Origin of the sequence: Mucilaginibacter sp. JRF, assembly GCF_015223065.1 — a bacterium.
Lineage (GTDB): Bacteria > Bacteroidota > Bacteroidia > Sphingobacteriales > Sphingobacteriaceae > Mucilaginibacter.
Map to the genome: position 1 here is coordinate 82537 of NZ_JADFBY010000003.1, position 12857 is coordinate 95393.

Below are 12857 nucleotides of genomic sequence, written 5' to 3' on the forward strand. Positions count from 1 at the left end.
GCTTATTACGGCCGGTAAAGCGCATAATATTTTCTTATTTGTGTGACGATGCAAATGTTTGTACGATGCTGAAACCAGTTTCGTCAATAGCGTAAGTCAGTTTATCAATTTTAGATGTAAAGAAGTTGTACATGATGATTGATAAAGCTGAAGTGAAGATACCTAACGCAGTGTTGATCAAGGCTTCAGAGATGTGTGAAGATAGAGCAGCCTGGTTTGGAGCACCTGATGTTGCAAGCTCAGAGAACGCACCGATCATACCAACAACCGTACCTAACAGACCACATAGAGTACCGATTGATACCAGGGTAGCGATGATAGTAAGGTTTTGCTCAAGCATTGGCATTTCAAGAGCGGTAGCTTCTTCAATATCTTTTTGGATAGCTAAAGCTTTTTGCTCAGTGTCCATATTTTGATCAGCTTCGATCTCGCGGTATTTTTTCAAACCTGATTTGATCACGTTTGCTACTGAACCTTTTTGTTTGTCGCACTCAGCGCTTGCAGCTTCAATGTTACCAGCGTTAAGGAAGCTTTGTACTTTACGTACGAAAGCGTCAACATTACCTGTACCTGATGCTTTACCAATAACGATGAAACGCTCAATTGAGAAAACGATAACCATTAGCAGGAAGCTGATGATCACCGGTACAATCGGACCACCTTTGTGTACAGTACCGAAAATGTCTACAGGCTCATTAGCCGCATCACCGCCTTTGTAGTGGCTTGGGTGACCTAAAATGAAAACAAAGATTAAAATAGCAACAACTATACATAATGGAATTGCAAGTGTTGCGAAAATGCCCGATGAGCTTGAGCTTTCTTTTTTAACAGGAGTACTTGGTTTTGATGGTACGTTAGCCATTACAGTAAAATTTAGTTTTTAGTTTATGTTTAATTTTTATGTTTAATATGCTTACTCAGCGAATAACAAAATTAAAATTTTCACAATGGAAAAAAATCAAAATCTGATATTCTTAATAATTATTTAACAATTGCCGCGCAATACCCTTCAATCAACGGCGGAATACAATAACGTATCCGTGTCATAATATTGTCTGTTGCAACTATAATTTTTTACAATGAAAATTATTTTTTTCAATAATAGCAAAAATAATCCTACAAAAAGTATGTAACTAAACTGATAGAATTTGGCCGTTTCACACTATTACACGTAATATTATCATACGCTTAGCATTGATAGTTAGTATATTAACTAAGAAATTAATTGTGTATTTAACTTTTATACATTCTAAAACAAATAATATCTTTTTTTAACATGATTGCAATCGATAGCATAAAACGGTTAGCCACCCGCCTTTTTTGCCTTGTAACCATCGGCCAATAGTATGGTTAGTATCTTGTCCCTGAAGTCGCCTTGTATCAATATCTCACCATCTTTAGCACTACCGCCAACGCCGCATTTGGTTTTTAGCTTTTTACCAAGCGCTTCCAAATCGTCATCCAAACCAATAAAACCGGCAATGCGGGTAACCAGTTTGCTGCCACCCTTACGGTCGAGATGTATCTTAAGGTTTTGCTGTTGCGGCGCAAGGGTACCCTGCTGGCCGCTGTCGTCTTCGTTATATTGAAAGCCGGGATCGGTTGAGTAAACCACGCCGGTATATTTTGGGTTCTTTTTCATAAGTAGTGTATAAGGTTAAAAGAACTGTTGTTTGAACTGTGCCGGAAATAATATTATTAATTATTATTACTTGTTATAAGCGTGCCCCAGGTGCTTTTTGTTTTATCGCCCCTGATAAAGCCCTCGCCTACTATTACATTTAACGAGTTTGGTATAATGTTTATTTCGGCATCGGTACCAATTATTTGCGGTTCGCCATCCAGGTGGGCCGGGCCCTTGCCTGTGCGGGTTACGTGTATTTGTTTACCGCGGATAATTTCGACATATGGCGATTTATCAGCCGTTTTATTGAACATACGCAGCGCCATCTCCGGGAACTTATATAACGGGAACGGCTTTACCACGCAAACATCAAGCATACCATCCTGTACCGATGCTTTGGGCGATACATGCGCATTGTTACCAAATTGTGATGAATTGGCGAAACTGAGCATAAAAGCCTCCCTGTCATACTCCCGCCCATCAATAGCTATATGGTACAATTGCGATTTGTAGTTCAACACCTCTTGTAATGATGATTTAAAGTAGCTGTAAAAGCCCCGCTTTTTGGCATTTTTACCTTGCGAGAATACATTACTTATATGTGCATCAAAACCCAGGCCTGCCATATTAAAGAATGGCTGACCGTTAAACAAGGCCGAATCAATAGTTTCTACACGGGTTTTATTAAAGGTTTCAACCGCGCCGCGTACATCCATAGGTATACCCAAAAAGCGCGACAGGCCATTGCCCGAGCCGAAGGGGATAATACCCAAAGCAGTATCGCTGTTTACTATGGCTGATGCTACCTCGTTCACCGTACCATCGCCACCTACTGCAACAACAATGTCATATTGGCCGATGGCTTGTTTGGCCAGCTCGCGCGCATGGGTAATACCCTCGCTAAAACTGAATGTAGCATCAAACAGTGATGTATCAAGGTAATTACCTATCAGTTTCGGCACCCCATCCTTTTTCTTACCTCCCGAAACCGGGTTCACAATAAATAAAACTTTCTTTTTCAATCACCTGTATTTAAGCGGGTCAAAAGTAAGTTATTTTCGGCTTTGTAAAAATTGTTTTATTTTAGCCGCCCGAAAGTGGACTGATTTAAGCTGCCCAGAAGCAGCGAATTGCAACCACGTAAATAAAGTGCTAAAGTTTGCTCCTTTTTTTACCCGGTTTCCGTTTATCGCCCCTCTTTTCGGTTGTTTACATTAATATTTATTTAAAGATTTTATGCCATATTTATTCACTTCAGAATCCGTATCAGAGGGGCACCCTGATAAAGTTGCTGACCAGATATCAGACGCGCTTATTGACCAATTTTTGGCTTTTGATGCCGAATCAAAAGTAGCCTGCGAAACTTTGGTTACTACCGGGCAGGTTGTTTTGGCCGGCGAGGTAAAATCAAAAGCTTATTTAGATGTTCAAAAAATCGCCCGTGATGTGATCAATCAAATTGGTTATACTAAAGGCGAATATATGTTTGATGGTAACTCGTGCGGTGTATTCTCGGCCATTCACGAGCAATCTCCTGATATTAATCAGGGTGTTGAGCGCCAAAACAAAGAAGATCAGGGCGCGGGCGACCAGGGTATGATGTTTGGCTACGCAACCAGCGAAACTGATAACTACATGCCTTTAGCGCTCGACCTGGCACATGCCCTGTTGATCGAACTGGCAGCCATCCGTCGTGAAAACAGCGAGATAAAATATTTAAGGCCTGATGCAAAATCACAGGTTACTTTAGAATACAGTGATGATAATCAGCCGATCCGTATCGACTCGATTGTAATATCAACCCAGCACGATGATTTTGACAGCGAGGAAGCTATGCTGGCCAAAATTCGTGAAGATATTATAGGTATACTTATCCCTCGTGTTAAGGCTAAGTATCCTAAATACGCGCACCTGTTTAATGATGGAATTAAATTCCACATTAACCCGACAGGTAAATTCGTAATCGGCGGTCCGCATGGCGATACCGGCCTAACCGGTCGTAAGATCATTGTTGATACTTACGGTGGCAAAGGTGCGCACGGTGGTGGTGCATTCTCAGGTAAAGACCCCTCAAAGGTTGACCGTTCTGCCGCTTACGCTACCCGTCACATTGCTAAAAACCTGGTAGCTGCCGGTGTTTGCAGCGAGGTATTAGTACAGGTATCATACGCTATTGGCGTGGCTCAACCAATGGGCATATACATAAATACTTACGGCACCAGCAAAACAGGCCTTAACGATGGCGAGATAGCTAAAAAAGTTGAAGCCATTTTTGATATGCGCCCTTACGCTATTGAAACCCGCTTTAAACTGCGTAACCCTATTTACAGCGAAACTGCCGCCTACGGTCACTTTGGTAAAGAAAGCCAAACCGTAAGCAAAACCTTTGTTAGCCACGATGGCAGCTCAATAACCAAGGAGGTTGAATTGTTTACATGGGAAAAACTGGACTATGTTGACGCGGTAAAAACAGCCTTCGGTTTGTAATTTTATTAGCGATATACTTTATTGAGATAGCGACGGGTAATGCCTGTCGCTATTTTTTTTGATATGTATTGAAGCCCTGCCAATACTCTAAATACCTATATTTACCCTTAATGGCAAACCCAACCTTTAACCCCTGGACGATAACCGGCGAGCACGAGAAATACGATAATCCGTGGATAAATGTAACCGAGTACAAGGTATTGAACCCTGCGGGTAACCCCGGTATTTATGGCAAGGTTAGTTTTAAAAATTTAGCCATAGGCGTTATGCCTTTGGATGCGGATATGAATACTTACCTGGTAGGTCAATATCGTTTCCCGTTGGAGCAGTACAGTTGGGAGATGCCCGAGGGCGGCGGCCCGATAGGGACAGATGCCCTTGATTCGGCCCAGCGTGAATTGCTGGAAGAAACCGGCCTGAAAGCTGCCGAATGGACAGAGATACAGCGCATGCACCTATCTAACTCAGTAAGCGATGAACTGGCTATCATCTACCTTGCCCGTAACCTGGAACAATTTGAAGCCGAGCCTGAAGAAACCGAGCAACTCATTATAAAAAAACTACCGTTTGAGGATGTTTACCAAATGGTTTGCCGTGGCGAAATAACCGATAGCATGACAGTGGCCGCCGTGCTCAAGGTAAAAATAATGTTGCTTGAAGGCCAATTGCAATAAACTGAGGCATTTATTTGCAAGCATCAACTTTTAATTATTAAATTGGACAACACCTTTTATTCACCAGTAATTAAACTTAGTTGTCGGCTTTATCACAATATATATCCCGAATATTAACCGGCATTGCATTGTTAATTACCGCCGGTGCCCAGGCACAGCAAAAGCCGCAGTATACGCAATACCCTTTTAATAATTATCTGATCAACCCGGCATTTGCGGGTATTGAAAACTATATCGACCTGAAACTGGGCCACCGCAGCCAGTGGACAGGATTAGAGGGCGCACCAAAAACCACGTATCTTACCATCAACGCTCCCATTGGCGAGGGCTTTTTAAACGGAGGCGCCGGCAGCGGTAACCCAAACGAACGCTCGTACCTGCGCAACTACATGGCCGCCGAGCCACACCACGGTGTTGGCTTACAGCTGATAACTGATAAGGCAGGGCTTATATCGCAAAACACATTGGCGGGTAGTTACGCTTACCACCTGGGTTTATCGTCTACGTCAAATTTAGCTGTTGGTGTTACGGCGGGTGTGAGCCAGTACTCAATCAACAGCTCTGAGATCACTATTGAAAACCCTATCGACCCGGCCATAAACAATGGCAACAACAGCAAATGGAGCCCCGATGTTAGCGTGGGCGCGCTGCTTTACGGGCCTAATTATTACGCGGGCGCTTCGGTGCAGCAGGTTTTATCGCAAAGCATATTTTCATCCAACTCGGGCCAAAGTAAAACGGTGCCGCACTTTTTGTTTACTGGCGGCCTGCGTTTGTACATGACAGATGATCTTACCCTGATGCCATCGGTATTGGTAAAATTCATAAACCCCGCCCCTACCACTTATGATGTGAACATGAAAGTAGCCTTCCGTAATGATTTTTGGGTAGGCGGATCGTACCGCAAGGATGACTCGTTCGGCGCACTGGTTGGTTTGAACCTGAGCTCATTGATCAACATAGGCTATTCGTACGATCTGACCACCTCCAGCCTTAACACGGTAAGCCGTGGTTCGCACGAAATTGTGATCGGTATAATGCTCAATAACACCTATAATGTTAAGTGCCCGCAAAGAAGTTTTTAAGCAATTTAGATACTTTGCACAAAACCATTAACTTAGGCCGCGGCAATAAATGCCTTAAAAATCCCGTTTTTAACTTTAAACTATTTTTAAAACAATGAAATCCTTTAAACAATACGGTAGCATGCTGCTGATAGCCGCTTCGGTTGCAGCACTGCCGGCCTGTAAATCAAAAAAAGCTGTTGTAGCACCTCCGCCGCCGCCAAAACCGCCGGTTGAAACACCTGCTACACCTCCGCCGCCACCGGTAAAAGAGGAAACTCCGGCTCCGCCACCGCCGCCGGCTGCACCAAACTATAACTTTAGCAACATACAGTTCGAGTTTAACTCAGGTATACTGAAAACCGATTCGTACGCGCTGCTTGACAAAGCCGTTGCCGAAATGAAGAAAGATGAAACCGTTACTTTTAAACTTGATGGTCACTCATCTGCCGAAGGTACCGAGAAACACAACATGGATCTTTCGGTTGAGCGTGCTAACTCTGTAAAAACCTATTTAACAAACAGCGGCATCAGCGCCGACAGGTTAACAGTTAAAGGTTTTGGCGAAAGCAAGCCAATATCAAACAATACCGACGAAGCAGGCCGCGTGCTTAACCGTCGTGTTGAGATCAAAAAGCAATAGTATAATTTATACTGCATAAAAAAGGAGCGCTCACATCCGTAAGCGCTCCTTTTTGCTTTTCACGGGTATATTAAATTACTTTATCTCGGTGATGAATTCCTCAACCGGGGTACGTACTTTTTTAAGGTTAACCAGCCAATCATTAGCATCCTCGCGGTAGCCTAATGGCAGTATGGTAACACTTTTTAAACCCTGATCGGCCAGACCTAAAATCTCATCTAACTTTTCAGCTAAAAAGCCTTCCATTGGTGTGGCATCAACTTTTTGCTCGGCAGCGGCGGCAATAGCCATACCGAAAGCGATGTAAGCTTGTTTGGCGGCGTGAGTAGCTTGCCATTGCTGGCCTAATGGCTCGTACATACTCCAAAGGCGGTTATGATATTCGCTCATAGCATCATCGGGCAGGCCACGCTCCTGGGTAGTGCGTTTAAATACTTCGCCTATTTTCTCGAACGAGTAACCATCCCAGGCGGCAAATACCAGCAGGTGCGAGCAATCAGTAACCTGGCTCTGATCAAAAGCGATAGTTCTGATCTTAGCCAGCACTTCACGATCTGATATAACAAATATTTTATAAGGCTGTAAGCCTGATGATGATGGTGCCAGGTGCGCGGCATTCAGTATATAATCCAGTTTTTCTTGCGGAACAACAGCTCCGTTCATTTTCTTGGTGGCATAGCGCCATTTCAAATTTTCTACTAAACTCATTATTGTTTGCATTTTTTATGGCGACAAAAATGAAAGATTGTTTGTTTACTTTTGTCACCAAACAAACATAAGCTTGTAACATGCAGGTAACCAACTCACCACAAACCGAGCAACGCCTATCAAAGGCGGCATGCCACAAAACCATAATGGCGGTTAAGGATGCTATGTATTTGCTTGAGGGTAAATGGAAGATACATATACTTACCGTACTATGCTTTCACCCCATGCGTTATACTGATATATTACGCGAGGTTGAGGGCATATCAGGCAAAATGCTGAGCCGCCAGCTTAAGGAAATGGAGCTGAACAAACTGGTAAAACGCATCGCCACAAACCCGCAAAATACTACGGTTGAGTATCAGCTTACCGAATATGGCCACAGCTTTAAAGATGTTGTAAAGCAGCTTGCCCTGTGGGGCCAAAGGCACCGCGAACACATTTTAGCCGGGGACGAATAATTACTCCGCCCGCTTTTTGGTGAATTGCTGCTCCAGATCGGCAAGGCTGGCATCATAGCTTTTGCGCTCCATAAAGGCTGCCGGGTTATAGGTACTGCCGGGTTTATGTTTACTATGCAAATTAAACTGACTGGCGTGCGATGACAGCCAGATATCAAAGGTTAGCTTTTTCATGGCATCAAAAGTATAGGCGTAATCCTTTTCGATGTTGGGATATTCCGCTATCTCACCAAACTTCTTTTCGGTAACTATGCTGGGCATATTGGCTATCAGTACACGGTAATTGCGCACAGCATCCTTTACATCAAACATAAAACTGCACGAGCCTTTGGTATGCCCCGGGTGATGCAGCATCATCAGTTTGGTATCGCCAAGTACAATGCTATCCCTGTCATGTAATATCCTGTCGGCTTTTATGGGTACGTAGGTGCTAACGCCATTGCCTAAAGCGTAATCACTGCTACCACCATCGGCCATAACCTGGGCATCGGCCTCATCAACCATCATTTTGGCACCGGTTTGCTTTTTTATGGCGGCCATAGCACCTAAATGGTCATAGTGAGCCTGCGTGGTAAGCAATATCTTAATATCCTTTACTTTAAAGCCGAGGGTGGCAATGTTCTTCCTGATGATATCGGCCGAGTTGGCCATACCGGTATTGATGAGGATATTACCTTCAGGCGTAACAATGAGGTAACTCGCCAGATCATAAGTACCCACATAATACAGGTTACCCGCAATACGAAACGGCTGATAGGGTTTTGACCACTCGGCAGGAGTGCCGGTAGGTTCAGTTACTTTTTGCGCTTTAGCGGCAGCCATAACCAGGGTTAGGCTTGCGGCAAGCAGGGTTGTTTTTAACAGGTAGCGTAGCATATATGCAAATATAAAGCGCCATGTAACATTTATGAATAATTACATTGCATAAACTTTATAATAGCTACATTAGCTTTGCTACAATCGATAAACTACCTTAATTAATCAAAAACTTTATCGGTTTCCTGAATTATGCTGATCGTTTTAAATATCATTTTCTGCATAGCGTTCATCGGTTTCGCTTACCTTAATTTTAACGATATTGACTGGTACCTGTGGGTGCCCATTTACCTGAGCGCCGCCTCTTGCTGCGGATTTGCCGCCGCGGGTATGTATTATCCTACTATATATCTGTTACTCATCGCGTTTTATTTACTATATGCCATACTGTTGTATTTTCAGAAAGATGGCGTACGCGATTGGATAAGTAAATACAATAAACCAAGCCTGGTTGAAAGCATGCAGGCCGAAAAACCATACATCGAAAAAACACGTGAGTTTTTCGGGCTGCTGATAATTGCCGGAGCTTTATTAATTAACTTTTTGGCCGTTTAAAGCTATGTTTGGGTACGATACTGAGGCATTAAGGAATTTGCTTGCCACCATTATTCAAAATAATATAAAGCCTGATGCCTGGGCTTGGTTAAGCAACCAGGGCGATATTACCAATACCGCTACATTTAACGCCGCCTTTGCTATGATGCCCCGCAAAACAGGCAAGGCAGTTATCACCATAACGCCCGAACAGGCTCAGGAATTAAACACCATACGCCCCGGTTTTACTATTGAAGATTGGACCGCCGACCGCCTTGGCCGTGTGTACCTGCTATCACAAGCTAACGCTACTGATAAGGAGCGTTATTTCGCAGTGATAGAGAACCTGTTTTTGGCAGCCGAGATGAACGAGTTGGTAGCTTTGTATTCCGCTTTGCCGGTTTTGGCTTATGCCGACCAATGGGTAAAGCGTTGTGCCGAAGGTATACGCAGCAATATTGGCAGCGTGCTCGAAGCCATTATGTACCATAACCCCTACCCTGCCGAGAACCTGAGTGAAGCGGCATGGAATCAGCTGGTAATGAAAGCCATTTTTACCGACAAGCAACTTACCCTGATAACCGGCCTCAACGAGCGCAACAACCCTGAGCTTGCCCGCATACTGATGGATTTTGCCCGTGAGCGCGGTGCCGCAGGCCGCAGCGTGGTGCCCGAGTTATGGCACCTGGCCTCGCCATTTACTGACGCGGGCATTGTAAATGCCGTTAAACAACAATACACTACCATTTAATACACCAAATTTTGAACGATTATGTGTTGCAGCCATTCATTTGAAGATAAACCGCTACCGGGCCAAAAGCCCGAAGCATTTGATATAACCGCCGTTAAAGGCATGAAGTTTTTTGACCCGCATGTGCACATGACATCGCGCACTACGGATGATTACCAGGCCATGGCCGATGCCGGAGTGGTAGCCCTTATTGAGCCTGCCTTTTGGCTGGGCCAGCCGCGTACGGGTATTGATAGTTTTAGAGATTACTATAGCAGCCTGGTGGGTTGGGAGCGTTTCCGTTCATCGCAATTTGGCATTAAGCATTATTGCACCATCGGCCTTAACTCGCGCGAGGCTAATAATGAGGCGTTAGCCGAGCAGGTAATGGAAATACTGCCATTATTTGTTTATAAGGATGGTGTGGTTGGTGTTGGCGAAATAGGCTTTGACGACCAAACCGCCGCCGAAGAAAAATATTACCGCCTGCAACTGGATCTGGCCAAAGAGGCCGGTTTGCCGGTACAGGTACACACCCCGCATCGCGATAAAAAACATGGTACCCAGCGCAGCATGGATATCGCGCTGGAACATTGCCTTGACCCATATACCGTTATCATCGACCATAATAATGAGGAAACGGTAAAAGAAGTGCTTGACCGTGGTTTTTGGGCGGCATTTACCATTTATCCGTTCACCAAAATGGGCAACCAGCGCATGGTTGAGGTGGTTAAACAATACGGTTCAGAACGTATCATGATCAACTCGGCTGCCGATTGGGGTATCAGCGATCCGTTAGCGGTGCCAAAAACCGCAGCGCTTATGAAACTTAACGGCATCAGTGCTGAAGATATTGAGCTGGTAACCTACCGCAACGCTATTACCGCCTTTGCCCAAAGCGGACAAATTGATGAGGCCGACTTTGGCGTAAACATTGACCAAAGTGCCAAGTTTGAAGGTAACAGTATTTTACGTGGTGGCCAGCAACCGAGGGTAGATAAATCGTCCATCATTATCAGTTAATTGTTTTGAGTAAGACCATCAGTTACCTGCGCATGATGCGCCCTGCAAACATCGTTACCTCGGTAGCTGATGTACTGGCGGGCATAGCCATCACCGGCATCTTTGCCGATTCGGGTGCTTTCATGATGCTGGGATATTTATCAACCACCCTGTTATTATGCTTTTCAACCGCCTGCCTGTATGGTGGCGGTATTGTATTTAATGATGTTTTTGATGCCGAGCTGGATAAAATTGAACGCCCCGAGCGAGCCATACCAAGCGGCATCATCAGCAAGACATCTGCCGCTACATTGGGCAGCGTATTGCTTATAACCGGTATTGCAGCCGCAGTATTTTGCGGAGGCCTGTCGGGTATATTAGCTGTAGCTATCGCTTTCTTCGCGCTGCTTTATAACAAGATCAGCAAGCACCACCCATTTTTCGGGCCGCTTAATATGGGCTTTTGTCGTGGGCTTAACCTGCTTTTGGGCATCAGCATATTGCCTGATGTTTTGCAGCATTGGTATATGCTGGCCGTGGTGCCTATCATCTATATATTTTGTATCACGATGATCAGCCGTGGTGAGGTGCATGGTGGCAGCAAGGGTAACTTGTACATAGCCTCGGGTTTGTATAGTATTGTGGCGGGCATTATTGCCTACTTTGGTTATCGTAACGGTACATTATTGCTAACCGCGGTGTTTTTAATACCTTTTATATGGATGATATTCCGTCCGTTATTAAAGGCTATTCAACAACCGGTTGGCAAAAACATAGGCGCGGCCGTAAAGGCAGGCGTAATTTCACTCATCCTGATGGATGCGGCATGGGCGGCAACATTCAGCACATTTTTCGTAGCTTTATTGATAGCCTGCCTGTTGCCATTGTCAATGTGGCTGGCTAAAATATTCGCCGTTACCTGATTTTTTAACGTTTTTTTTGATTCGGAGCTGTACATGGAGCATTTACAACAGTCGTTCACTGTAAAATTTGAATATAAGGTTTTCTTCACTGCCGGGCTTTTTGAAGCAGGCAACAATGTTTTCAATGATTTTTTGTCGCAGATAAACACTGCCGTACAACGTAAAATATTTTTTGTGATAGATGAGGGCGTTACCAACACGCATCCTCAACTAACAGAAAACATCAAGACCTACTTTGCTGCCAATACCGGCGTAAAACTGGTTGATCATATCCTGGTCATTCCCGGTGGCGAGCAGGTAAAAAATGATACCTCTTATTTCGACCAGGTAGTTGAGGCTGTTCATACGTATGGTATTGACCGTCACTCGTATATCGCGGCCATTGGCGGTGGTTCGGTGTTGGATATGGTGGGTTATGCCGCGGCTGTATCGCATCGTGGCATCAAGCACATACGCATACCTACAACCGTGCTATCGCAAAACGACTCTGGCATCGGTGTAAAAAACGGCATTAACTACTTCAATAAAAAGAATTTTTTAGGCACGTTCGTGCCACCGGTAGCGGTATTCAATGATGAGCAGTTTCTGACCACATTAAATGATCGTGACTGGCGTTCGGGCATATCCGAAGCTATTAAGGTAGCCTTGATAAAAGATGCCGATTTCTTCAACTGGATAGAGGCTAACGCGCAAGCTTTGGTTGAGCGTGATATGGCCGTAATGAACCAATTGGTTTGGCGCTGTGCCAAACTGCACATGGAACATATTGCCGGTGCCGATCCGTTTGAAAGCGGCTCATCGCGCCCGTTAGATTTTGGTCATTGGAGCGCCCATAAACTGGAATACCTGAGCCATTTTGAGGTAAAACACGGTGAGGCCGTTGCCATGGGTATAGCGCTCGATACGGTTTACTCTAACCTTTCAGGCCGCTTATCATCGGCTGAAAGTCAAAGGGTAATTCAATTGCTGCTTAATTTGGGTTTTGAGGTTACCCACCCGCTACTACAGGTAAACGAGGGCAACAGCCCGATACTGAATGGCCTGGAGGAATTCAGGGAGCATTTAGGCGGACAGTTGACCATTATGCTGCTTACCTCCATTGGTCAAGGACAAGAGGTACATGAAATGGATACCGCCCTGCTTGAACAAGCGGGACATATTTTAACAGATACACAGCAGCATCAGTTGCAATAA

Annotated in this window: 15 protein-coding genes; 10 read left to right on the forward strand and 5 right to left on the reverse strand. The window is 44.6% G+C overall.

Annotation, left to right across the window (positions count from 1 at the left end; translation table 11 throughout):
- Window positions 1-34 precede the first annotated feature (34 nt).
- From IM792_RS08980 to IM792_RS08990, 3 genes are all read right to left on the reverse strand, one after another.
- Window positions 35-862, reverse strand: coding sequence for a MotA/TolQ/ExbB proton channel family protein (locus IM792_RS08980; RefSeq protein WP_194101522.1), 828 nt, complete (start codon window positions 860-862; stop codon window positions 35-37).
- A 441-nt stretch (window positions 863-1303) separates the two neighbouring features.
- A complete protein-coding gene (locus tag IM792_RS08985) occupies window positions 1304-1642 on the reverse strand; it encodes a translation initiation factor (protein WP_194101523.1) in 339 nt (112 codons plus the stop codon).
- Between the two features lie 56 nt (window positions 1643-1698).
- On the reverse strand, window positions 1699-2646 hold the full coding sequence (locus tag IM792_RS08990) for a diacylglycerol kinase family protein (protein ID WP_194101524.1): 948 nt from the start codon (window positions 2644-2646) through the stop codon (window positions 1699-1701).
- Between the two features lie 214 nt (window positions 2647-2860).
- Between IM792_RS08990 and metK the strand changes: the two genes are divergently transcribed.
- From metK to IM792_RS09010, 4 genes are all read left to right on the forward strand, one after another.
- Entirely contained in the window at window positions 2861-4111 is a 1251-nt protein-coding gene (gene metK, locus IM792_RS08995) for a methionine adenosyltransferase (RefSeq protein WP_194101525.1), read from the forward strand.
- 110 nt (window positions 4112-4221) lie between these two features.
- On the forward strand, window positions 4222-4785 hold the full coding sequence (locus tag IM792_RS09000) for an NUDIX hydrolase (RefSeq protein WP_194101526.1): 564 nt from the start codon (window positions 4222-4224) through the stop codon (window positions 4783-4785).
- 80 nt (window positions 4786-4865) lie between these two features.
- The gene (locus IM792_RS09005) at window positions 4866-5870 is read left to right on the forward strand and encodes a type IX secretion system membrane protein PorP/SprF (protein ID WP_228085002.1); all 1005 of its coding nucleotides are present in this window, start codon (window positions 4866-4868) and stop codon (window positions 5868-5870) included.
- 94 nt (window positions 5871-5964) lie between these two features.
- The gene (locus IM792_RS09010) at window positions 5965-6492 is read left to right on the forward strand and encodes an OmpA family protein (RefSeq protein WP_194101527.1); all 528 of its coding nucleotides are present in this window, start codon (window positions 5965-5967) and stop codon (window positions 6490-6492) included.
- A 75-nt stretch (window positions 6493-6567) separates the two neighbouring features.
- Here the strand turns inward: IM792_RS09010 and IM792_RS09015 are convergent, their stop codons facing one another.
- Complete coding sequence (locus IM792_RS09015) at window positions 6568-7200, reverse strand: nitroreductase family protein (RefSeq protein ID WP_194101528.1); 633 nt, start codon at window positions 7198-7200, stop codon at window positions 6568-6570.
- Between the two features lie 80 nt (window positions 7201-7280).
- On the opposite strand from IM792_RS09015, the gene IM792_RS09020 reads away from it, so the two are divergent.
- The gene (locus IM792_RS09020) at window positions 7281-7658 is read left to right on the forward strand and encodes a helix-turn-helix domain-containing protein (protein ID WP_228085003.1); all 378 of its coding nucleotides are present in this window, start codon (window positions 7281-7283) and stop codon (window positions 7656-7658) included.
- On the opposite strand, the gene bla is transcribed toward IM792_RS09020, so the two are convergent.
- Entirely contained in the window at window positions 7659-8534 is an 876-nt protein-coding gene (bla, locus tag IM792_RS09025) for a subclass B3 metallo-beta-lactamase (protein ID WP_194101529.1), read from the reverse strand. It abuts the gene before it with no gap.
- A gap of 132 nt (window positions 8535-8666) precedes the next feature.
- Here bla and IM792_RS09030 point away from each other — a divergent pair, with 132 nt between their 5' ends.
- From IM792_RS09030 to IM792_RS09050, 5 genes are read left to right on the forward strand one after another with little or no spacing between them, the layout of a single operon-like run.
- On the forward strand, window positions 8667-9029 hold the full coding sequence (locus IM792_RS09030; RefSeq protein ID WP_228085004.1) for a transmembrane 220 family protein: 363 nt from the start codon (window positions 8667-8669) through the stop codon (window positions 9027-9029).
- Window positions 9030-9033: 4 nt separating this feature from the next.
- A complete protein-coding gene (locus tag IM792_RS09035) occupies window positions 9034-9759 on the forward strand; it encodes an EboA domain-containing protein (protein ID WP_194101530.1) in 726 nt (241 codons plus the stop codon).
- Between the two features lie 21 nt (window positions 9760-9780).
- Window positions 9781-10761, forward strand: coding sequence for a TatD family hydrolase (locus IM792_RS09040; protein ID WP_194101531.1), 981 nt, complete (start codon window positions 9781-9783; stop codon window positions 10759-10761).
- Between the two features lie 5 nt (window positions 10762-10766).
- The gene (gene eboC, locus IM792_RS09045; protein ID WP_228085005.1) at window positions 10767-11663 is read left to right on the forward strand and encodes a UbiA-like protein EboC; all 897 of its coding nucleotides are present in this window, start codon (window positions 10767-10769) and stop codon (window positions 11661-11663) included.
- Between the two features lie 33 nt (window positions 11664-11696).
- Complete coding sequence (locus IM792_RS09050; protein ID WP_194101532.1) at window positions 11697-12857, forward strand: 3-dehydroquinate synthase; 1161 nt, start codon at window positions 11697-11699, stop codon at window positions 12855-12857.

What these genes read in the sequence shown, in the direction of transcription:
- IM792_RS08980 (WP_194101522.1), bottom strand. Translation starts at nt 862, where the DNA reads ATGGCTAACGTACCATCAAAACCAAGTACTCCTGTTAAAAAAGAAAGC.
- IM792_RS09020 (WP_228085003.1), top strand. Translation starts at nt 7,281, where the DNA reads ATGCAGGTAACCAACTCACCACAAACCGAGCAACGCCTATCAAAGGCG.
- bla (WP_194101529.1), bottom strand. Translation starts at nt 8,534, where the DNA reads ATGCTACGCTACCTGTTAAAAACAACCCTGCTTGCCGCAAGCCTAACC.
- IM792_RS09030 (WP_228085004.1), top strand. Translation starts at nt 8,667, where the DNA reads ATGCTGATCGTTTTAAATATCATTTTCTGCATAGCGTTCATCGGTTTC.
- IM792_RS09035 (WP_194101530.1), top strand. Translation starts at nt 9,034, where the DNA reads ATGTTTGGGTACGATACTGAGGCATTAAGGAATTTGCTTGCCACCATT.
- IM792_RS09010 (WP_194101527.1), top strand. Translation starts at nt 5,965, where the DNA reads ATGAAATCCTTTAAACAATACGGTAGCATGCTGCTGATAGCCGCTTCG.
- metK (WP_194101525.1), top strand. Translation starts at nt 2,861, where the DNA reads ATGCCATATTTATTCACTTCAGAATCCGTATCAGAGGGGCACCCTGAT.
- IM792_RS08985 (WP_194101523.1), bottom strand. Translation starts at nt 1,642, where the DNA reads ATGAAAAAGAACCCAAAATATACCGGCGTGGTTTACTCAACCGATCCC.
- IM792_RS09000 (WP_194101526.1), top strand. Translation starts at nt 4,222, where the DNA reads ATGGCAAACCCAACCTTTAACCCCTGGACGATAACCGGCGAGCACGAG.
- IM792_RS09015 (WP_194101528.1), bottom strand. Translation starts at nt 7,200, where the DNA reads ATGAGTTTAGTAGAAAATTTGAAATGGCGCTATGCCACCAAGAAAATG.
- IM792_RS09050 (WP_194101532.1), top strand. Translation starts at nt 11,697, where the DNA reads ATGGAGCATTTACAACAGTCGTTCACTGTAAAATTTGAATATAAGGTT.
- IM792_RS09040 (WP_194101531.1), top strand. Translation starts at nt 9,781, where the DNA reads ATGTGTTGCAGCCATTCATTTGAAGATAAACCGCTACCGGGCCAAAAG.